This is a genomic window from Acinetobacter sp. YH12231 (assembly GCF_013417755.1).
Taxonomy (GTDB): Bacteria; Pseudomonadota; Gammaproteobacteria; order Pseudomonadales; family Moraxellaceae; genus Acinetobacter; species Acinetobacter amyesii.
Genome location: NZ_VPDJ01000008.1, coordinates 76433 through 96495 on the forward strand (window position 1 = coordinate 76433; position 20063 = coordinate 96495).

Below are 20063 nucleotides of genomic sequence, written 5' to 3' on the forward strand. Positions count from 1 at the left end.
TACTCAAGAATTTTTATTGCTTACCGATATTCATCAATTAGGGCAAAAATTTGTCTTAAATTGGCATGACTCAATTTGACTTTTTCACCTTTTAACATCTGAATCAGTTGTTCTAAAGAGCGAAGTAAAATAGACGCCTGATGCGGCCCATGTGCCAACAAATAATCTACAATTTGTTGATCCATATGGATGCCACGTCGCGCCAAAACAGAGTTTACGAGTGCTTGTCGGTCTGCGTATAAACTACCATTTGGTACTTTTACACTGACAGCCTGAGTTAATCGAGACTGTAAATCTGGCAGTTCAAGTTTGAGTTCAATGGGCGCCAGCCGAGATGAAAAGACCAATTGACCACCTTCTTCGTTATTATAATTAATCAGGTGAAAAACAGCTTTTTGCCAATGTGGAACTCCGCTAATCGCTTCAATATCGTCTAAAGCCACCAAGTCATAGCGATCGAGCGAAGTAATCGCTTCAGTGGGAGCATCGAGCAATTCAAGCAATGAAACTTGAATTGCTGATTTACCAATTTCTAAATAGGAGTCACATATTGCAGACAGTAAATGGCTTTTTCCTGTGCCAGCTCCACCATAGATATAGAAACGATTCATTAAACCAGCATGTAACTGACGAACACCATCGATTACATGCCCCCAACTCGGCCCAGAAAAATCACTAATTCGAGCATCGAGTTGTGGTTCTATATCTAGCTGCAATTGACGCATATCTATATTTTGGCCTTATCAATCTTTATGTTCTGATCGTTCAATGTTACTCGAAATTTCAGGATCTTGCAGCGAATTTGCAGACTGATTTTTGAGCTCAATATCGACAGCAACTTGATTGGTTTCTACGTTTAAAGTGCCACTTGCAGCATCATTTACGACAAGTACATCATTTCGGTATAAATTACTTTTCTCGTAATTTTCGCGTGCATGACGTAATAAGACCACAATAATCGCTGCAACGGGTAGTGCAATGAGCATTCCGAGGAGTCCTGCCAATTGCGCGCCTGCAAGGACTGCAAATACCACTGCCACAGGAGACAAACCAATTTTGTCGCCTAATAAGAAAGGCTGTAAAATATAACCTTCTATTGCCTGCCCTACCATGAATACCACCAGTACTAAGGCCAAATGCACCCAATCCAAACCGAATTGGAACAGGCAAGCCACAATTGCCGAAATAATACCAACCGCAAAACCCAAATACGGAATAATACTGGCTAGACCCGCAATCATCCCGATGATGATGCCGACCTCAATACCGACTAATTGGAGTCCAACCGCATAAACAACGCCCAATAAGAACATTACCAAGAATTGGCCTTTTACAAATGCACCTAAAACTTCATGACATTCGCCCACGATTGTGAGCGTGCTTTTTTCATATTTACGTGGAATAAGTCGACGCATGTTTTCTAACATTCGTTCCCAATCTAATAAGAAATAGAAAGCTATGATTGGAATTAAGACAATCGTGCCACCAATCTGTATGAAATTCAGACCCGATTGTGCCACTTTTAACAACATGGCTTGGATACTGTCTGCACTATAGTTGGTTTGAATATACTCCATGATCGCTGCTGACATTTGCTCTGTATCAATTTCCATCGGTACAAGATTAAATGTCTCTGATAACCACGGCAGGAATGTATAGTTGACCCAATGAATATTGTTTGGAATATTGTTTTTCGCATACATCAACTGTTCCCATACCAGTGGTACGAGGAACCACATTGCAAGGAATATAGCGACACCAATTCCAATAAAGACCAAACTGATAGATAACCAGCGCGGCAAGCCAATATTATGTAATTTATCGACTAAAGGGCTAAATAAATATGCAATTAGAAATGCGCCGATAAAAGGAACAACTACAGGCTTTAATAAGTATAAAACCCATATGATCAATGCTATCCCAGCAAGAATAAATATTCGGCGCAAGGTGCGATCACCCATATAAAGTCACCTTTTTTCAATGTAATCGTTATAGAAAGGAAAATATTTTAATAAAGATAACATTTTAGTGCGAAATAGCATAAGAGTTTTGCATATTCAGGTTATAATCCCCGCGCGAATGCGGAGACTTCATTATGAGCAACTCAACTTCTACCCCAAACACTGGTTTAAGCTACAAAGATGCAGGTGTCGACATTGAAGCGGGCGACGCGTTAGTCGATCGTATCAAATCTGTCGCGAAACGTACTGCACGTCCTGAAGTAATGGGCGGCCTAGGCGGCTTCGGCGCTCTTTGTAAAATTCCTAAAGGTTATGAAGAACCTGTTCTCGTATCTGGCACAGATGGTGTTGGTACAAAATTACGTTTAGCATTGAATTTGAACCGTCATGACACAATTGGTCAAGACTTGGTTGCAATGTGCGTAAACGATCTTCTTGTATGTGGTGCTGAACCACTGTTCTTCCTTGACTACTATGCAACTGGCCACCTCAACGTTGACGTTGCAGCAAATGTTGTAACTGGTATCGGTGCGGGTTGTGAACTTGCAGGCTGTGCATTGGTTGGCGGTGAAACTGCTGAAATGCCAGGTATGTATGAAGGCGAAGACTATGACCTTGCAGGTTTCTGCGTAGGTGTAGTTGAGCAAAGCAAAATTATTGATGGCTCTAAAGTTAAAGCGGGTGACGTTTTAGTTGGTGTTGCATCTTCTGGCGCACACTCAAACGGTTACTCACTTCTTCGTAAAATTTTAGATGTGAAAAACGTTGACCTTACTCAAATCGTTGATGGTCGTCCACTTGCAGATACAGCAATGGAACCAACACGTATTTATGTAAAACCAATTCTTCAGTTATTGAAAGAAGTGGATGTACACGCTATGGCGCACATCACAGGCGGCGGTTTACCGGGTAACTTACCTCGCGTACTGCCAAATGGTGCTCAAGCGGTAGTCAATGAAGCATCTTGGGAATGGCCAGAATTATTCAAACTACTTCAAAAAGAAGGTGGTGTTGAACAATTTGAAATGTACCGCACATTTAACTGTGGCGTAGGTATGGTTCTCGTGGTTGATGCAGCCGATGCTGACAAAACTGTTGAATTACTCAATAGCCTTGGCGAAAAAGCATTCACAATGGGTCACATTGCAGATAATGCTGAATCTGTTGAAGGCGCTGACGAAAAAATCCGTGTAGTTTTCGCATAAGCAACGTTCATGATTAAAATTGCTGTACTTGTTTCAGGCAGCGGATCTAACCTGCAAGCCCTGATCGATGCCAATCTATCAGGTCAAATCGTTGGGGTGATTTCCAATAGACCTGACGCTTTTGCACTGCAACGTGCAGAAAAAGCAAAGATTGCAACTGCAGTCATTGAACATAAACAATATCCAAGTCGTGAAGCTTTTGATGATGTGATGCATCAACAACTGCTCGACTGGGATGTTGATTTGGTCATTTTAGCAGGCTTTATGCGCATTTTAAGCGCAAAATTTGTCAAAGCATGGGAAGGAAAAATGATTAACATCCACCCTTCTCTGCTGCCAAATTATAAAGGCATGCATACTCATCAACGTGTTTTAAACACCGGTGATGTCTTCCATGGCTGTACAGTTCACTATGTGACTGCAGAGCTGGATGCTGGTCAAGCGCTTGCTCAAGGCGTACTTAAAGTCAATGTGCATGATCATGCTGAAAGTCTGGCAGATCGGGTTCACGTGCTTGAGCATGTGATTTACCCTCAAGTGGCAGAATGGATTTGTAATGGCACCATTCAACACACTGAAAACGGTGTTTTATATCGTGGCGAGCCTTTGCAACAACCTGTTCAATTCTGTAAGTTCTAAGCAACTGTATAATTTAACAATCAACGCATCTTAGGGTGCGTTTTGTTTTTCAGTGCCAAATAAAACTCTATTTATTACTAAAATCTAAAATCTAAAATCTAAAATCTAAAATCTAAAATCTAAAATCTAAAATCTAAAATCCATTTTTGCAGAATGTTCAACTTTATGATCAATATGTAGTTTTTAGTTAAATTAAAGCTTTTAGCATCATTAAAATAATAAGCTTATATTGCAATTAGTAAACCTTATAAATCTAGAAATATTACATCCTTCAAAAAAAGTGGAGAAAATCACATGTTAAAATCCATCACACTGGCGACTTGTGCATGTATAACACTGGGTATGATTGGTTGTGCTACGACATCAAATCCGGCTACTGATCGTAATTTAGATAAATTACAAAACAAAAATTGGGTTGCGAGTGAAATTCAAGGCGTTAAGCTTGAAGCTGACCCTAACAATTCGAACGTACCCACCATCACTTTCGACGATACTCGTGTAAGTGGTTCTGATGGTTGTAATCGATTCATGGGCGGTTACGCTGTGCAAAACACAAAAATCCAATTTTCAAACCTTGCTACAACACAAAGAGCGTGTTTGACTGCGACAAATATTCCTCAACATTTTTCGCAGGCATTGAGCCAAGTTACTCATTATGATGCCTCTAAAGATCATTTGAAATTTTTAGATGCCAACAACAAAGTTGTTTTACAATTTGAAAATGCGAAATAAATCTCAAAAGTAGAATGTTTCATTCATAAAAAAAGCACTCTATAGAGTGCTTTTTTTTGTGTTGTCGTTTTTAAGCTTTAATGATGACGCTTAGGCAATTTAAGTAAATCTTTGATCAATTCAACAGTTTCCACAGGATGTTCCAATGGGAACATATGACTCCCCGCAACAACTTTAAATGGAATCCCAAATTTTTTCTCAACCTTTTGTGGAAAGTGCCGAGCTAAAAATGGCCCCTGCTCTGCAATTAACTGCTGCACAGGCACTTGTGGTTGAGTCTGAGGTAACCACCACAGTGAAGGATTGGTTCGAAAAATATGAACCTCATCATCACGTGAAATCGTCAACTCCACCCCACCACGCAGTTTATCGTCCATCAAGGCATAATCAATATAAGCTTGATAACAGTCTGGATCGAAATCTTTATAAAAACCTTTCGGCCTTAAAAGCTCCGCTGCTTGTTCACGACTGTCCCAATGATCACGACGACGTTTCGACAAGCCTGCGGGCGACATTTTATCGACAACTTTGAGTTTGAGGAGTTTTGCAATGTGCAAAGCAAAAGACTCTTTACCCATGATCATAGGCGGATCAATCATTAACACTTGTTCAAACAATTCTGGGCGTTGTAACGCAGCCTGAAATGTTAAAACCGAACCTAATGAGTGACCTAATCCAATCACCTTACGACCATTGGCCTGACGTACAATACTATCAATGACTTGCTGTGTTAAGCTCTTCCAATGGTTATCGATTGGGTAACGCTTATCTGGCCCAAGTAGCGGCACATAGATCACATCATATTCATCACTCAATAAATCAAACAATTTTTGATAAACCAGTGATGGCACGCCATTGGCGTGCGCAAAATGAATTAACGGTTTCATTGTAACTTCGTGCTGTTTTCAGATTGAACCTGTTGTGACAATGCGCTTGCCAAACCTTGACCAAATGAACTTCCCATACGACCAAGTACAGAATCAAATGGACTATTTTCAATGGTGTAGTTCACAGCTTTTTCAGTTTTCAACTCACGTTTCAGGCTATTTAAACTACCTGTACGGTCAGCAATACCCAGCTTCACAGCCTGATCACCTGTCCAAAATAAACCTGAGAAAATAGCCGGATCATTCGATTTTAATTTCTTACCGCGACCTTCTTTCACGGCATTAATAAAATGCGCATGAACGTTATCGAGTACACCTTGAACATGTGCTTTTTGTGCAGCATCGACAGGTTGAGTCATGGATAAAATCGCTTTGTTCTCACCCGAAGTCATGGTGCGATCTTCTACACCAAACTTTTGCATCAAACCACTAACGCCATAGTTCGGCATGATCACGCCAATTGAACCCACTAAACTTGAAGGATTGACAATAATTTCATCTGCGGCAGAAGCAATATAGTACGCACCTGAAGCGCCTGTATCACCAATAATGGCATACAGTTTTTTATCGGTATGGGCTTTTTTCAAGTACTGAATTTCTTGCCAGATTTCATCAGACTGAACAGGTGAACCACCCGGTGAATTAATATTTAAAACAACCGCTTTGCTTTGTTTATTTTCATAAGCTTTTTTCAAAGCTTTGATGGTATTTGCGCTGTTTACACTTTGCTTGTCCGCTGCAATGGTCCCAATGATATCAACCACGGCAATATGTGAACCCGCTGTTGCTGCAGGATCTGATGATGACATGCTGCAACTTTTCGCCATCGCAATGATAATAAATAGCAAATAAGCAAAGGTTAAAAATTTAAAAAATATACCCCATCTACGTGCTCTACGTTGTTCCTCAACGGAAGAAAGCACGGCTTTTTCTAATATTTTCCATTCATTTCCAGTTGGCTGCTGGATATTGTTTGAAGAACTTTGCTGTTTTTCTTCAGGTTTTGGTGGCCATTCGGACATAAAAAAACCCATTTGATCGTTAATTTGTAGTCATTATATACACGCTAATCGCTATAACTGTCTAATCAATTCATTTTCCCCTATAATTATTTTAAATTTTCTTTCATTTCTTTCAGACTTAAATAAGATGACCGACCAAAATTCACAGGACACCACATATCACCTGTTAAAATTTATCAGCCGTCAACCTATTCAAATTTCTAGATTAATTGCAAAAGGTTTGGCTGGGTTAGTCAATGTTTTAAAAATCTCTAAAACCTACTCTACGATTCAACGCAATCTTAAAATTGCATTGCCTGAATTATCAGAGTCAGCTCGCATTCAACTCACTAAACAAGCGATTCGAAACGAACTTTGTTCTTATTTTGAATTTTTTAACATTTGGGGTGCAAGTACAGAAAAAAATATTCAACGAATTCATCACGTACATGGCGCTGAATATTTACATGAAGCGCTCGCCCTACAAAAAGGCGTTGTACTCGTGGTACCACATTTTGGTACTTGGGAAATCATGAATGCATGGGTTGCGCAGTACACTCAAATGACCATCATGTACAAGCCGGTAAAAAGTGAATCTGCCAACAATTTTGTCCGTGCTGCTCGAAGCCGTGAGCAAGCAATATTGGTTCCTACGGATGAATCAGGTGTACGTCAAATTTTCAAAGCCTTAAAACAAGGTGGGACGACGGTGATTTTGCCAGACCATACCCCCAATGCCGGCGGTGAAATGATTCCATACTTTGGTATTCCACTAAAAACCAGCAACTTAAGTGCAAAACTAATTCAAAAAACCAAAGCACGTGCGCTCTTACTGTACGCCATTCGTAATGATAATCATGGTTTTGATATGCATATCGAACCTATCGATGACAATATTTATCAAGGCAATGCAGATGATGGCTCAATGGTTATTTTTAAAGCAGTGGAAGATTTAATTCATCGTTATCCAGAACATTATCACTGGAGCTATAAACGCTTTAAAGCCAATCCAAAATTGAGAAATCTATACAATATTAGTGATGAGGAAGCCGCTCAACGCATTCGTGATATTCGTGAGGAATATCAAAGACAGCAAAAAATTAAAAATGTGACAGAATGACATTTTCAAGCAATACACTTGAAGCAGTTTTCTATTCAGATTCTTTAGATAGCCTGCGATATAGATCGAGCCATTTATACTTTGTACGCTCTTCAATTAGTTCAATTTGTTGTTTATTTTGCTTGAAATGAATACTTCCACTTTGTGCAGTTTGCAAGAGTGGAATGTCTAATTGTTTGAGACGTGTTTGGGTCATCTTTGCAGGATGTCCATAACGATTAAAGCGACCTGCGGAAGCAATCGCCAACTTGGGCTTAAAATGGTTTAAAAACGCATAGGATGAACTGTGCCGACTACCATGGTGTCCAAGCACCAAGACATCGACTTTTAGGTCTGGATAATCACTTAACATTTGATATTCCGTCTCCCAACCCGCATCCCCCATCAATAGAAAATGTCGTGGGCCATTGACGCCTTTGACCGTGACATATAGAACACAAGAACGTTCATTGGCATTCCATTGAGCATTTGTCAGATCTTCAGGCTTTGGCGAGAGTATTTCAAAATATACTTGCTGATCCCAATTCCACTGCTGACCACGCTGACATAAGCGCTGTGGAGCTTGGTTTATGGTTTGTACCCGCTCATTACTTGAAAGCTGTCCAATATCAAGCTGTTGCTCCAATGAGAAAAAGCCACCACTATGGTCTTGATCTAAATGAGTCAATAACACCCGATCTAGTCGATGGACACCTTGCACACTCAAAAATGGCCGGATGATATTTTGCCCAACACTAAATTTATTTTCATCATAGTTTCCACCGAAGTCCACCATCATATGATGATCTACAGATCGGATGTAGATCGCCTGCCCTTGCCCCACATCTAAAATTGAAAGCTGAAAATTTGCTGAATTTCTCCATGGGATAAACAGAGCAAAAAAGGCAATGACCGCCCAATATTTTGGCAAGATTCCTTCAGGTAAAAATAAGATTACTATAACGAGTATCAACAGTACGATCTGAGTTGACGTCAATGCGACATCTTGCATTTGTGGTGCAAAGAGTCGATCTAAGCCATAGAGAAATACATGCAACACTTCTAAACACAGATCATTGAATAAAAAGACCAAATGCGCCAAAGGTGTAGAAATATAAGAAAGTGCCCCTCCGATGATATCTAAAGGAACCACCACAGCCCCTAACCACGGGATGGCGAATAAATTACTTAATGGGCTAATCCAAGTCACTTGCTTGAAAAAAATCACCATCAATGGAAATAAGGCGACAAAGATTTTCCATTGTGATTCCACCATCAACCACATTGAATGCTTTAACTTTTGCCAAAAACTGACTTCCGCTTGAGCCAGTAAATGCATCCTTAAGGTTTGATATATCCGCAGTAAAATAAAGCATGCGCCATAAGACAACCAAAATGCCGCGGATAAAATACTAAAGGGATCCACGAGCAATAAAATTGCGGCACTAAAAACCAGCAGTTGAAAAGGCTGAATGGTTTGCCGTAACAAAAGCATGCTACTTGCGACAAGGCAGATCGTCAGCGTTCTTAGTGCTGGTATTTCAAAACCGGTAAATGCACAATATAAAAGGACACAGAAGATAAAGGGCACGACCAATACATATTGTTTAGGCCATTTGAGATAAATTTTGGGACAATATTTACGGATACCCAACTGCATCGCCCAACAGAGCATGCTGGCAAAAACCAGTACATGCGGACCAGAGATCGCTAGTAAATGACTCATGCCAAAGCGTTGAAATAATTCACTGGTGCCTTCAGTGAGTAAACTTTTATCACCAGTAAGCAGTGCTAGCAGCAAGCCATGATTTCGTAGTGGTTGTTGATATATAAACGCTCTTAAATATAAACGCTGCTGTTCGACTTTTATTTTGAACTGATGCAACACACCTTGATGTCGTTGATACTGATGACCATAGCCCATTGCAGTCATATGTTGGGGTGGTATCAATTCGACTGACTTCACCTTTAAACTGGCATGTATATTTTGCTGTATGCTCCACCGTTCTTGATCAAATGCACCTTCGGTCACATAACTCTGTGTAGGCCGTAACTCACCATACATGCGATAGTATTGCCCGGGAACTAGCTGGATCGTCTGGTCATTATTTTGCAAAATCGAATTGGGTAAATACGCCATAAAATATTGAATCTGCTGATTCACATTTAGCACTTCGACTTTTTGATGTATCGCTTGGTCTTTGAGTTGGCTAATTTGTGGGATATACACAATAAACTCGCCTTGTCTGCTCTGATGCTCAACCAATGCCAAACGCTGATCAAGTTGAGTATTGGCGAAACTGAAGCCGAGAATTGCACCCATGCATAGATTTGTACTGAGCTGTAAGATTTTCGAAAAAATACTTTTTAGTTTTGATGAAATACCAAGCTGTAAACCTAGCCAAATCAGGACAATAAAAAGCAACTGAGCTGTCGAGAGTTGTGGATTCCAAAACCTGAAACCCATAAAAGAAATGCCTAAAATCCAGCCAATACAAAAGCTTTGCAACATGAGTCATCATTATTTTTATTATGTGCTGGCAATAATAAAGCCCACCGAGGTGAGCTTCAATCAAACAATCTTAATCCACTAATTTTTGCGAAATCAATTTAGCGCTTAGTCATCAACCCATAAACCATCTTGCATATGCAAAATCGCATCAGCAGATTGAGCTAAATATTCATCATGGGTCACGATTAACATGGCCATGTTAAATTCTTTACGCAACTCAGATAGCAACTCAAAAATCTTCACTGCGGTTTTTCGGTCTAAGTTCCCTGTTGGCTCATCAGCCATCATCAACTTAGGTCTTGCTACCAATGCACGGGCCAAAGCCACACGTTGACGTTCACCGCCTGAAAGTTCGCCGGGTTTGTGCGTCATGCGGTGGGAAAGTCCAACACGTTCCAACAGGTATTCAGCTTGCTGCTTGACTTCTTTGAAGTTACTCGACTTCCGTAACATTAATGGCATCGCCACATTTTCAAAGGCGGTAAATTCAGGTAGTAAGTGATGGAATTGATATACAAAACCTAAATGCTCATTACGAATATATCCACGCTCTGCTTCACCTAAAGTGTCAAAGCGTTGACCATTAATCAACACTTGACCCGATGTTGGACGATCTAAGCCACCCAATACATGCAACAACGTACTTTTACCAGAACCACTTGACCCCACAATCGAAACAAACTCACCCGCTTTGACTTGTAATGAAAGTCCACGAATCACATCGACTGTAGACTTCCCATCGGTAAAAGATTTGGTAATGTTTTGGGCATCTAAAACTAAATTACTCATAGCGTAGAGCCTCTGCAGGTTGAACTTTAGCTGCACGTAAAGCCGGATAAATAGTCGCGATAAAGCTAAGACCCAATGATAAGGACACAATCACCACAACATCTTGCCATCTTAAATAAGACGGTAAATAGTTAATGAAGTAAGCATCAAACATATTTAAGCCCAGTGTTGTATTCAACCAACCAACTAAATTACTAATACTAGATGCAGCGATAATCCCTAAAATTGCCCCAGACACCGTACCAATCACCCCAATCACTGTACCTTGCACCATAAAGATCCGCGTGATTGTAGCCGGTGAAGCGCCTAGTGTACGCAAAATGGCAATATCGGATTTTTTATCAGTGACCACCATCACCAATGAAGACACGATATTAAATGCTGCAACCAATACAATCAGGAACAGCAATAAACTTACCATTGCCTTTTCCATTTGAATCGCACTGAACAGGTTGCCGTGTGTATAAGTCCAATCTGAAGCATAGAAGTTTGCTGGTAGATCACGCACAATTTCTTGAGAGACTTGTGGTGCTGCAAAAATATCATCCAACTTCATACGGATGCCTTGTGCACCATCTGGCAGTTTTAATAAAGTCGACGCATCGTTCAGAGCTACATAGCCCATCATCGAATCAACTTCCGCACCAATACTGAAAATACCCACAATTTTAAATCGTTTAAAACGCGGAACGACCCCAGCCGGAGAAGGTGTTGCTTCAGGAAGAACTAAGGTCACACTGTCATTCAAGCCTAAACCTAAGGCATCTGTCATTTGCTTGCCAAGGACAATACCAAACTCACCTTTTTTCAGGTTATCGATACTACCTTCCACCATATGGTCTTGGATAATTGATACCTTTTTTTCATACTGCGGTTCAATCCCACTGACCATAATGCCAGACACTTGACCTTGTGCCGTCAACATTCCCTGTAATTGGGTGAATGGTGCGACACCTTGAACATGCTCATGCTGCTCAATTTTTTTTGCAAGTTCAGGCCAATTTGTTAAAATTTGTGTTGAAGAAACAGTGGCTTGAGGTATCATTCCTAAGACACGAGTTTTCAGCTCACGATCGAAACCATTCATCACAGATAAAACTGTAATAAGGACTGCCACACCAAGCGTGAGGCCGATCATGGATACCAGAGCAATAAAAGAAATAAAGTGGTTACTGCGCCGAGCGCGAGTGTATCTCAACCCTATATACAGCGAGATTGGTTTAAACATAACCATCTAGTCCGAGGTAATATATATTATGGAAAACTTACAGCATCAAAGCGTTCAAACTGAACGCCGTGTAATGTCGCGTATCGATGCTGCTTTGCGCATCAACTATCAGATTATCTCTGATGATGTTGCACTGAATGATCCTTACGATCCTAATTTTGTATTGCCGCGCTATTTTCTACTACTTGCTGAATTAGATCAATTTGATCATGCACTCAACTACGAATTAGAACAATTAGCTGAGAAAGATCAACAAATTGCTCGAATCTTATCCTTATTTAACCAAAAGTTAAACCTTATTACGGGTTCTTTATACGACGCAATTGTACAAAGCATGTTACCAGTGCCTGAGCATGTGAATTTTTCAGAGACTGGTTTGAGCTTTTTTAGCGAACGCGCGATTAAAGAAGGTACTTATATCCATGTGACCTTAAGCCACCCTGAAAATTTCTTCCATATTGCGGCAACTGCGCAAGTGGTTTATAGCCGTGAAGAAGAAAGCAACTTATACCGTACGGGTGCCTATTTTATCACACTGCTCCCTCAAGACCGCGTCAAACTTGCAGAGTGTATCGCACTGACCCAAAACAAAGAGTGATTTTTAATCAATGTTTTAATTTGTGGGCGAGCTCTCTGTTCGCCCGAAAATCTTTATAAAAATAAACAAACAAGCCTGATAATAGAATCACGGCACCAAGTAAAACCATCAATGATAATTTTTCATCATTCAGTAAAGCACCAAAGAGCATAGCAAGCATGGGTGTGAGTACCGTTGTTAAAGACAAAGTTGTCGCCTTGATGTTTTGTACCAGTTTGAAATAACAAAACATTGCAATCAATGAAGCCATAATCACTGCATAAAATAAGCCAATGAGTGCTTTGGTCGAAGGCATCTGTGTAGGTGTATACTGCCAAATAAACGGTAGCATTGCAGCAGAAAATAGTGCTGAGATAAGAATCGAACCCGTGGCTTGAGACATGGGCTGCAATGGCGCATTGACTTTTTTCACCCAAAAAATCGACATACAGTAGACGAATACGCTCATTAACATTAAGACGATGCCAACAGGCTGTACGTGCTGATCACTGCCGCCTAAGCAAATAATGGCTAAACCACAGACGGCAATCAACATCCCAATCCATTGCAAGCGATGCAGATAGGTATGAAAGAAGAAACGACCGATCAGACCCGTCATAATTGGCGCTAAACCAAACATCAGGGCAATAATGCCTGAGCTGAGATAGGCAGTTGCCATATAGGTAAAAATCTGAGAACCAATAAAACTAAACGCCCCCGCCAAATAACTGTGCAGCGAGGTTTTATCCATCGGCAGTTTATGTTTAAAAATAAACAATAATGCGACAGCCAAGGGTAATGCGATAAAAAAGCGTAATGTCAGTGCCCAAAACGCATTGATATCACTGACACTCCAAACGATGGCAAGTGGCGTGGTCGACCAAATAAAGACCAACAACGCATAGGTGGTCGCTAGATTTGTTTTAGATGGCATGGTTTTTACTTCTGCGCCGTTTTTCGTTTTTGCTTTTGAATGGTTTGATCTAAGCTACTGGAAAATTCGCGCTTATCACGTTCAGAAATCGGGGCTGGACCACCAGTTTGTACACCTGCGCCCCGTAAAGTATCCATAAAGTCGCGTAAATGTAGACGAGCCTTGACATTTGCTGTGGTATAAATCTCACCGCGTGGATGTATCGCTATACCGCCCCGTTCAATCACTTCAGCAGCAAGTGGAATATCCTGTGTCATCACGATGTCGTGCTCTTTCATGCGCTGAATAATTTCTTTATCCGCGGCATCCGCCCCGCTCATGACTTGAATCGAGTTAATCCGCACCGAAGGCGTTATCCCAACATTTTGATTGGCGACAAAAGTGACTTCTAACTGGTAACGATCAGAAGCCCGAATAATTACATCACGTAAAATGCGTGGTAACGCATCTGCATCCACCCATAATTTAAATGGCAGCACTGATTTTCCATTCACTTTTAAACATGACTCATAGTAACAAATCTACATGACAATTTGGGGATCTGCATCCGCTGAATGGATCTACATTTCTCTAATCATGAGAATCGAAAAGCTGCAAATTGACTCCAACTTGGGCTTATTTTCCAATGCTTTTACATTTAAATCCTACTGAAAACATTTTTTATGCATGATTTCATGATAAATATGACGTCGGTGACTTGAAAATTTCAAATAACCCTCGATTTATTAATTATGAAACCAACCCAATATCAATTGTGCATATGAAAAAACAAAATAGCCCTGAAATTATCACTATTGAAGATCAAACTTTTGGTAGTCATGTTGAACATTGGAATTTGCTTACAGGCAACCCGACAACGGATGTACCAGTTTGGCTGGGTCAGGCATTGGATGCACCCATTATGCCGATGGGCTTATGCGCACAAGAATCTGATATGGATCAAAGTACCTGGCTGATTCAAGGTCCATCACAAGCGTCGATTCAACTGTGCCAAGTGATTGCGGTAGAAAATAATAAACCTAAAGCCGTTAAAACTGCATTTCCAAGTTTTGATAGCCCATATAAAACCAAAGCCACCATTGAACGTATTATTACCTGTAAATCCAATACGCAAGCTGTGCTTTGCCTCGACTTAGGCGCAAATACCAGTGTGTATGCTTTTGATAGTTTATATAGCGTCAATCACGACCAATATGAAAAAGATGCAAGCTACAGTGTGCAACTCAATGCTTGGGCCTATGAACTTGAAGCTGTCGCTGAACATGAACAGCTCGTCGTTGACGATCCTGCATCGATAAAACATCATCGTGCTTTAAACGATATCTTGACAGCAAATAATGGTGTTGCCCCTGCAGACTTACACGAACAGATTAAAGCGTGGCAACCGAAGTCTGAAGATGACAAAGCACCAGTCACCGTCGATTTTTCTAAAATGGTTGCATACCTATATGGTGAAAATCTTGGCCAAGAAGACGAAGCTTGGTTCCAAGGGCATATTGTTGGCAAAACTGCCATGCAATTTAAAGAGCAAGACTATACGCTGTATGATGTGACCTTAATCCACGAAGAAAACCAAGAAGCGGTGATTGTTCGTGTTGCAACACGAAATCCGGCGCATAAAGATTTCAATGTTGGGCAATATATTCGTGGCAATCTGTGGATACAAGCCAATATTTACGCGAAATCTGCCTAATTGGAATTCAAATCTAAGAAGAAAAAAACCACCAAAATATGGTGGTTTTTTTATTACTTAAATTAGTATTTAACGTCAAACACTAAACTTCTTTCATAAATCAATACTTAATTCACAAAAATATTCCCTCTCCTTTTCAAGGATGAGCATAATTACGCGCAAGAAGGAGAGGATTTATATGAAAAATTTCCCTCATCTTAGAGGAAGAAGGGCTTTCAGTATTAATCTTGCTACGAATTAATGATCATTTTTTTGACTTATGAAAGCTATCTACTAGCGTGGACTAATTTCATCGAGTACACGCATGATTTCAGCTTTGGTTTTAAAGAAGCGACTAAATAAACTCGAAACTGAACCAATCATCGTGATGTGCCCAACACGTGGGATTTGAATCAACTGACTGTGGTTGCCTGAGGCTTTTAATCGACGATCTAAATCTTCACTATTGCTATAGCCAACGATATTGTCTTTATCCGCAGTAAATAGATAATGCTTCACTTGATTGTGCTCAACAAAATAATACGGCATCACTTGTTGATACGGTACATTTTGATCAAAGGCATCTGCACAAATCGGATCACCTTTATAATCAAAATGATATGGCCCTGCCAATCCCACAATTGCACGAATATTCTCTTTCACTTGTAGCTGATAAGGCGTCGGATGATACAGTGCAGACATGACATTAAATGCCCCTGCCGAATGTCCCATTAACACCACATTTTCCACTTCAATCTGCAACTTATGCTGAGACTGCGTCAAATAGTTTAATGCAAGGCTAAGATCATCAATTGAAGCCGGAAAAATATACTCAGGTGCGAGATGGTAATTGATGACAGCAACATCGAAGCCTTCTTTTGCAAAAGCCTCACCAATGAATCCATAGTCCTTTTTGTCACCATGCATCCACGCACCACCATGTACAAAAACGATGAGTGGACGTTGCGGACGAGGTGCTGACGTGCGATACAAATCTAGGCGATGGCGCGCTTTAAGACCATAAGGGATATTGTTTTGAACATGATATCCTTGTTTGGGTGTCAGTCGATTTAAAGCATAACTGCCAAAATCATATAACCGAAAATTTCGGTATAAAGATTTAGCCAAATCCATTTTTTGCTGAAGCCGCAGAGACCATTGATTCATATTTTACAGCATCATTTCCGACATTTTATTGAGCATTTGGATCGACAGCATCCGGATCTATCGCTACAGGCGTTTGTACTTCAGGTTGCACATTGCCTACAGCAGGTGTGGTGTAACTTGAGTTAATTGAACGTGCCTGTGGATTTGGGTTCTGATCAATATTATCGATTAAAGTGACAATTCGCGTTACATTACCCACTTGTTGCAAGATTTGATTTAAGTCTGTGATTTCCGCACTGTTTAAACGGCCCATCACATAAAGAACAGCATCTTCAGTATGAATGTGTACTTTGCTGTCAGATACCACAGGCGCTTTCATAATCAAACCACGGGTATTCGCAGTAACCGCAGTATCTTGCATGATGGTGCTATAGCTGATCTGATTACCCACTGTAATATAGTTATGTACAGTTTTGACATCACTCATTGAACGGACATTTTCTTCTGCCAATTCTTTTAAATGATTATCTGGCACTTGCCCAGTCAATAAGACATTGCCATGAAAACTTTCAATATTGACACGTGACTGTTTAAAACGAGTATCTAATTTATATAAGTTAATTTTTGCTGTTCGAACAATGGAAGAGTCAATAAAAACTTGTCCCAATGAGCGTGCGCCGCTTTCAGTTCCTACAGGTGCTGATCCTGTTCCATTCGAAATAAAACTCGCACAGCCAGATAAACTTGCGACACAAAGCATCGTTATTCCAATACGCTTAACCACTCAGCACGACTCCTCAAATTTCCACACGTATTTTTCTATGCGTTTACACAGTTTGTTTTATCAAAGATTAATCAACTCTTGATCAAAAGTAAAAGCATTTTCAATCCATTGCTGATGATACGGGTATTTAGAAAAGTCTTGCTGTAGTGTTTTTGCAAAGTGCTGATAAAAATCAAAACAAATTGCATCAAAGCGACAATAATAATTTTGAAAATGTGACTGTTCATTTAAAAAATGCAACGCAGTCGTCATCATCTTACGTTGTTTGTGAATAGAAATGCTTTCAACGGCTTGAGCATAACGGGTATTCGAACGGGCTTTAACTTCGATAAACACCAATTCTTGACCACGTGTGACGATCAAATCAATTTCACCATAACGACTATGATAATTCTGTTGCACCTGTACATAGCCTTGCTGCTCAACCAAACGCAGCGCTTGCCGTTCTGCCCACTGCCCCAGATTCATCTGTCCCAAATTCATCTGCTCTAAGTTTAGCTGCATCGTTTCATCCCTAAAGTGAGATCGCCACGATGCCTTTTTTACTTCGCTCATAGCAGTGAGGAACACGCTGAATATTATTTTGACTAATTTTGATTAGCCCTGTTCGCCCCTGAAACTCAATGCTTTTTAATTTCGGTTCTTGCAAATATTGTTTTGCGATATGCCATGTGTCTCCGCCAAAAGCTAAAAGACGTTGATATGGCATATCTACTGGGTTTTCCTCATAAGCTCGGATCAGGTCAGGCCAACGCGCGTCATGCAATGCAGGTGCATCACAAAATTTCAGCCCTACAGGAATGGGCTTTGTGGCTTCAATCGCATTGGCGACGCTATATAGTTTCGTTTTAGGTAGTTTTTTTTGACTGTTTAACCATTCATTATTGCCTAGCAACAGCACCCCTTGATTTTTGTCCAGCTTCGTTGGGAGCTGTTCAACCACTTGAATCGGCACTGAACTTTGGCTGATTAAGGACATGAGCAGTAATTCATGTTCTGCCTCTGTTGCAGGCTGACGTAACACTAACACTTGCGCTAATTTGTCTTTTTCGAAGACTTTTTGGAGTGCTAAGGCATCATCACGTTTCGATAAACTGTACTGCCAGACATTGGGAATTTGGCTGGTCGTTTCATTTAAAGCCAACACGCGGACTTTCGGCTTGGCTTTTACAAGTGCTTCAACATCTTGGCGTGCTAATGGACCAATCACCAATTGAGTTTTTTTATTTACCTGTTGCTTCAATATCGCCGCAATTTGCTTTTGATTTGAATCCACAAACTTAATGGGTACTTTGTAATCTGATGATTGATATGCGCTATTGAAACCTTGCTTAATACTGGATGCGGCTCGCGCCATAGGGCCAGATTCAGGTAGAATGACCAAGACGTCTGCCTGTGCAGCAGTAAACAGACTGCTTAAAAGGCAAAGACCCAAAATTTTGTTCTTATTATCCAACATGGAGAAACCTATGAGTGCTCAGTTATTTGTTGTTGCAACTCCAATCGGGCACTTAGATGATATTAGTTATCGTGCAATTGAGGTATTGAAGTCGGTTAAAATTATTGCCGCCGAGGATACACGAACTTCAGCACAATTACTTAAACATTTTAGTATCAATACGCCTTTAACCGCCTGCCACGACCATAACGAAAGCAACAAAATAGACCAGCTCATTGAACGCCTCGAAAAGGGTGAAAATATGGCGCTGATTAGTGATGCAGGCACGCCATTGATCAGTGACCCCGGCTTTAAACTGGTTCGTGCTGCACAAGAAAAAAATATTCGTGTCATTCCTGTACCGGGTGCCTGTGCTGCCATTGCAGCTCTCAGTGCTGTCGGCCTACCCAGTGACCGTTTTAGTTTTGAAGGCTTTTTACCTTCTAAACAGTCACAACGTCTTTTAGCACTGGAAAAATTGAAAGACGAAACTCAAACCATGATTATTTATGAAGCGCCGCACCGTATTGTGGACTGCCTAAAAGATATGTCGAATGTCTTTGGTGCAGATCGTCCTGTGGGCTTTGCACGTGAAATTACCAAAACATTTGAAACCATTAAAAAAATGTCTTTGGGTGAATTGGTTCATTTTGTCGAATCTGATCACAATCAGCAAAAAGGCGAAATCGTTTTAGTGATTGGTGGTGCGACCGAAGAAAAAGACCTAGAGCAAGAAAAGTTAGACAAATTGCTGACACGTTTACTTCAAGATTTGTCCGTGAAAGCTGCCTCTCAGTTGGCTGCAGATTTAACTGGGATTAAAAAGAAAGTGGCCTATCAACGTGCTTTAGAGTTAACCCAAGCGAACGATTAAGCTTAATTTTTTTTATTTTTAATTTGAACCGCTTATGGGACCTACGGGTTCCATAAGCTATCCCATACAATAATTTAAATAGAATGAAAAAAGTTGCTTATAACATGTCCATAAATCTGTCTGTCAACAAACCGCTGGTGTTCATTCTCTTTAATCTGGTTTGGCTCACGGCCCTTGCACATATTATTTATACTGGCATTCAACCCTATCCGCACTATATTAGTGGCGAGCAAATGACGGCCGATCATAGCGCGATTGCGATGGTCTGTGGATATTGTTCCCTCTATTTTGTAGTCGGTAATGTACTGAAACTGAGCCAATTTTGGGATAGACATCGCTATTGGGCTTATGTCGTTTTGAGTGCAGTATTACTTTTTCAATCTTTTGTCGCTGCTGTGGCGGCCATGCATGCACCACCGTATATTGCTGCATTTATTATCAATTGTATGTTTCTGCTTTTACTGCATTTTGTGTTCTATCCTATTTACGCGATCAGTCGTAAATATATGAAGCCAAAGACGGCTTAAAATAAATTCACAACGTCATAACTAAACATGCTTAGTTTAAAAATGAATGACCTTCAGCCTCGCACAAGCGAATGAAGCAAAAAAAACACCACATGAC

Annotated in this window: 21 protein-coding genes; 8 read left to right on the plus strand and 13 right to left on the minus strand. The window is 40.4% G+C overall.

Annotated features, from left to right (window positions below):
• Window positions 1–20: 20 nt before the first annotated feature.
• Window positions 21–725, minus strand: coding sequence for a DnaA regulatory inactivator Hda (gene hda, locus FTV11_RS05965; protein WP_078190380.1), 705 nt, complete (start codon window positions 723–725; stop codon window positions 21–23).
• A gap of 18 nt (window positions 726–743) precedes the next feature.
• The gene (gene cxpE, locus FTV11_RS05970; protein ID WP_111883943.1) at window positions 744–1961 is read right to left on the minus strand and encodes a chloramphenicol efflux transporter CxpE; all 1218 of its coding nucleotides are present in this window, start codon (window positions 1959–1961) and stop codon (window positions 744–746) included.
• Between the two features lie 134 nt (window positions 1962–2095).
• Here cxpE and purM point away from each other — a divergent pair, with 134 nt between their 5' ends.
• The 3 genes from purM to FTV11_RS05985 all read left to right on the plus strand — a co-directional run bounded on the left by purM (window position 2096) and on the right by FTV11_RS05985 (window position 4537).
• Complete coding sequence (gene purM / locus FTV11_RS05975; protein ID WP_078190382.1) at window positions 2096–3166, plus strand: phosphoribosylformylglycinamidine cyclo-ligase; 1071 nt, start codon at window positions 2096–2098, stop codon at window positions 3164–3166.
• A 9-nt stretch (window positions 3167–3175) separates the two neighbouring features.
• Entirely contained in the window at window positions 3176–3805 is a 630-nt protein-coding gene (gene purN / locus FTV11_RS05980) for a phosphoribosylglycinamide formyltransferase (protein WP_180008955.1), read from the plus strand.
• 294 nt (window positions 3806–4099) lie between these two features.
• Window positions 4100–4537, plus strand: a complete 438-nt coding sequence (locus FTV11_RS05985; protein ID WP_078192049.1) for an META domain-containing protein — start codon at window positions 4100–4102, stop codon at window positions 4535–4537.
• 77 nt (window positions 4538–4614) lie between these two features.
• Here the strand turns inward: FTV11_RS05985 and FTV11_RS05990 are convergent, their stop codons facing one another.
• Together FTV11_RS05990 and sppA are read right to left on the minus strand one after the other, a co-directional pair.
• Complete coding sequence (locus FTV11_RS05990; protein WP_180008952.1) at window positions 4615–5424, minus strand: alpha/beta fold hydrolase; 810 nt, start codon at window positions 5422–5424, stop codon at window positions 4615–4617.
• Window positions 5421–6446 carry a signal peptide peptidase SppA gene (gene sppA / locus FTV11_RS05995; protein ID WP_078190385.1) on the minus strand — a complete coding sequence of 342 codons (1026 nt, stop codon included), beginning with the start codon at window positions 6444–6446 and terminating at the stop codon, window positions 5421–5423. Before sppA ends, FTV11_RS05990 begins: the two co-directional genes overlap by 4 nt.
• A 127-nt stretch (window positions 6447–6573) precedes the next feature.
• On the opposite strand from sppA, the gene FTV11_RS06000 reads away from it, so the two are divergent.
• Window positions 6574–7545, plus strand: a complete 972-nt coding sequence (locus FTV11_RS06000) for a lysophospholipid acyltransferase family protein (RefSeq protein ID WP_180008950.1) — start codon at window positions 6574–6576, stop codon at window positions 7543–7545.
• Between the two features lie 31 nt (window positions 7546–7576).
• Here the strand turns inward: FTV11_RS06000 and FTV11_RS06005 are convergent, their stop codons facing one another.
• From FTV11_RS06005 to FTV11_RS06015, 3 genes are all read right to left on the minus strand, one after another.
• Entirely contained in the window at window positions 7577–10036 is a 2460-nt protein-coding gene (locus FTV11_RS06005; protein WP_180008948.1) for a DNA internalization-related competence protein ComEC/Rec2, read from the minus strand.
• 105 nt (window positions 10037–10141) lie between these two features.
• A complete protein-coding gene (gene lolD / locus FTV11_RS06010; protein WP_078192053.1) occupies window positions 10142–10825 on the minus strand; it encodes a lipoprotein-releasing ABC transporter ATP-binding protein LolD in 684 nt (227 codons plus the stop codon).
• Window positions 10818–12053 (minus strand): lipoprotein-releasing ABC transporter permease subunit, encoded by a 1236-nt coding sequence (locus tag FTV11_RS06015; protein ID WP_180026964.1) that lies wholly within the window; start codon window positions 12051–12053, stop codon window positions 10818–10820. Before FTV11_RS06015 ends, lolD begins: the two co-directional genes overlap by 8 nt.
• Before the next feature lie 28 nt (window positions 12054–12081).
• Here FTV11_RS06015 and FTV11_RS06020 point away from each other — a divergent pair, with 28 nt between their 5' ends.
• On the plus strand, window positions 12082–12651 hold the full coding sequence (locus tag FTV11_RS06020) for a PilZ domain-containing protein (protein ID WP_078192054.1): 570 nt from the start codon (window positions 12082–12084) through the stop codon (window positions 12649–12651).
• A gap of 7 nt (window positions 12652–12658) precedes the next feature.
• Here the strand turns inward: FTV11_RS06020 and FTV11_RS06025 are convergent, their stop codons facing one another.
• Window positions 12659–13564 (minus strand): DMT family transporter, encoded by a 906-nt coding sequence (locus FTV11_RS06025; RefSeq protein WP_180026965.1) that lies wholly within the window; start codon window positions 13562–13564, stop codon window positions 12659–12661.
• A 5-nt stretch (window positions 13565–13569) separates the two neighbouring features.
• The gene (locus tag FTV11_RS06030) at window positions 13570–14058 is read right to left on the minus strand and encodes a YaiI/YqxD family protein (RefSeq protein WP_372491130.1); all 489 of its coding nucleotides are present in this window, start codon (window positions 14056–14058) and stop codon (window positions 13570–13572) included.
• Window positions 14059–14324: 266 nt separating this feature from the next.
• On the opposite strand from FTV11_RS06030, the gene FTV11_RS06035 reads away from it, so the two are divergent.
• On the plus strand, window positions 14325–15257 hold the full coding sequence (locus tag FTV11_RS06035) for a hypothetical protein (RefSeq protein ID WP_168378073.1): 933 nt from the start codon (window positions 14325–14327) through the stop codon (window positions 15255–15257).
• A gap of 273 nt (window positions 15258–15530) precedes the next feature.
• Here FTV11_RS06035 and FTV11_RS06040 read toward each other — a convergent pair whose 3' ends face one another.
• Genes FTV11_RS06040 through FTV11_RS06055 form a run of 4 tightly spaced genes read right to left on the minus strand, consistent with a single transcriptional unit; the run spans window position 15531 to window position 18586 of the window.
• Window positions 15531–16403, minus strand: a complete 873-nt coding sequence (locus FTV11_RS06040; protein WP_180026966.1) for an alpha/beta hydrolase — start codon at window positions 16401–16403, stop codon at window positions 15531–15533.
• A gap of 25 nt (window positions 16404–16428) precedes the next feature.
• Complete coding sequence (locus FTV11_RS06045; protein ID WP_180026967.1) at window positions 16429–17127, minus strand: BON domain-containing protein; 699 nt, start codon at window positions 17125–17127, stop codon at window positions 16429–16431.
• Window positions 17128–17187: 60 nt separating this feature from the next.
• Complete coding sequence (locus FTV11_RS06050; RefSeq protein WP_180026975.1) at window positions 17188–17595, minus strand: YraN family protein; 408 nt, start codon at window positions 17593–17595, stop codon at window positions 17188–17190.
• A gap of 46 nt (window positions 17596–17641) precedes the next feature.
• A complete protein-coding gene (locus FTV11_RS06055; RefSeq protein WP_180066966.1) occupies window positions 17642–18586 on the minus strand; it encodes a penicillin-binding protein activator in 945 nt (314 codons plus the stop codon).
• 10 nt (window positions 18587–18596) lie between these two features.
• Here FTV11_RS06055 and rsmI point away from each other — a divergent pair, with 10 nt between their 5' ends.
• Window positions 18597–19439: a 16S rRNA (cytidine(1402)-2'-O)-methyltransferase gene (rsmI, locus tag FTV11_RS06060; protein ID WP_078189168.1), complete on the plus strand. Its 843-nt coding sequence runs from the start codon at window positions 18597–18599 to the stop codon at window positions 19437–19439.
• Between the two features lie 104 nt (window positions 19440–19543).
• Window positions 19544–19966 (plus strand): hypothetical protein, encoded by a 423-nt coding sequence (locus FTV11_RS06065; RefSeq protein WP_180073588.1) that lies wholly within the window; start codon window positions 19544–19546, stop codon window positions 19964–19966.
• Window positions 19967–20063 lie beyond the last annotated feature (97 nt).

Bases quoted from the DNA above. Each gene is read 5' to 3' on its own strand.
- hda (WP_078190380.1), bottom strand. From the start codon at position 725: ATGCGTCAATTGCAGCTAGATATAGAACCACAACTCGATGCTCGAATT.
- cxpE (WP_111883943.1), bottom strand. From the start codon at position 1,961: ATGGGTGATCGCACCTTGCGCCGAATATTTATTCTTGCTGGGATAGCA.
- purM (WP_078190382.1), top strand. From the start codon at position 2,096: ATGAGCAACTCAACTTCTACCCCAAACACTGGTTTAAGCTACAAAGAT.
- purN (WP_180008955.1), top strand. From the start codon at position 3,176: ATGATTAAAATTGCTGTACTTGTTTCAGGCAGCGGATCTAACCTGCAA.
- FTV11_RS05985 (WP_078192049.1), top strand. From the start codon at position 4,100: ATGTTAAAATCCATCACACTGGCGACTTGTGCATGTATAACACTGGGT.
- FTV11_RS05990 (WP_180008952.1), bottom strand. From the start codon at position 5,424: ATGAAACCGTTAATTCATTTTGCGCACGCCAATGGCGTGCCATCACTG.
- sppA (WP_078190385.1), bottom strand. From the start codon at position 6,446: ATGTCCGAATGGCCACCAAAACCTGAAGAAAAACAGCAAAGTTCTTCA.
- FTV11_RS06000 (WP_180008950.1), top strand. From the start codon at position 6,574: ATGACCGACCAAAATTCACAGGACACCACATATCACCTGTTAAAATTT.
- FTV11_RS06005 (WP_180008948.1), bottom strand. From the start codon at position 10,036: ATGTTGCAAAGCTTTTGTATTGGCTGGATTTTAGGCATTTCTTTTATG.
- lolD (WP_078192053.1), bottom strand. From the start codon at position 10,825: ATGAGTAATTTAGTTTTAGATGCCCAAAACATTACCAAATCTTTTACC.
- FTV11_RS06015 (WP_180026964.1), bottom strand. From the start codon at position 12,053: ATGTTTAAACCAATCTCGCTGTATATAGGGTTGAGATACACTCGCGCT.
- FTV11_RS06020 (WP_078192054.1), top strand. From the start codon at position 12,082: ATGGAAAACTTACAGCATCAAAGCGTTCAAACTGAACGCCGTGTAATG.
- FTV11_RS06025 (WP_180026965.1), bottom strand. From the start codon at position 13,564: ATGCCATCTAAAACAAATCTAGCGACCACCTATGCGTTGTTGGTCTTT.
- FTV11_RS06035 (WP_168378073.1), top strand. From the start codon at position 14,325: ATGAAAAAACAAAATAGCCCTGAAATTATCACTATTGAAGATCAAACT.
- FTV11_RS06040 (WP_180026966.1), bottom strand. From the start codon at position 16,403: ATGAATCAATGGTCTCTGCGGCTTCAGCAAAAAATGGATTTGGCTAAA.
- FTV11_RS06050 (WP_180026975.1), bottom strand. From the start codon at position 17,595: ATGAATCTGGGGCAGTGGGCAGAACGGCAAGCGCTGCGTTTGGTTGAG.
- FTV11_RS06055 (WP_180066966.1), bottom strand. From the start codon at position 18,586: ATGTTGGATAATAAGAACAAAATTTTGGGTCTTTGCCTTTTAAGCAGT.
- rsmI (WP_078189168.1), top strand. From the start codon at position 18,597: ATGAGTGCTCAGTTATTTGTTGTTGCAACTCCAATCGGGCACTTAGAT.
- FTV11_RS06065 (WP_180073588.1), top strand. From the start codon at position 19,544: ATGTCCATAAATCTGTCTGTCAACAAACCGCTGGTGTTCATTCTCTTT.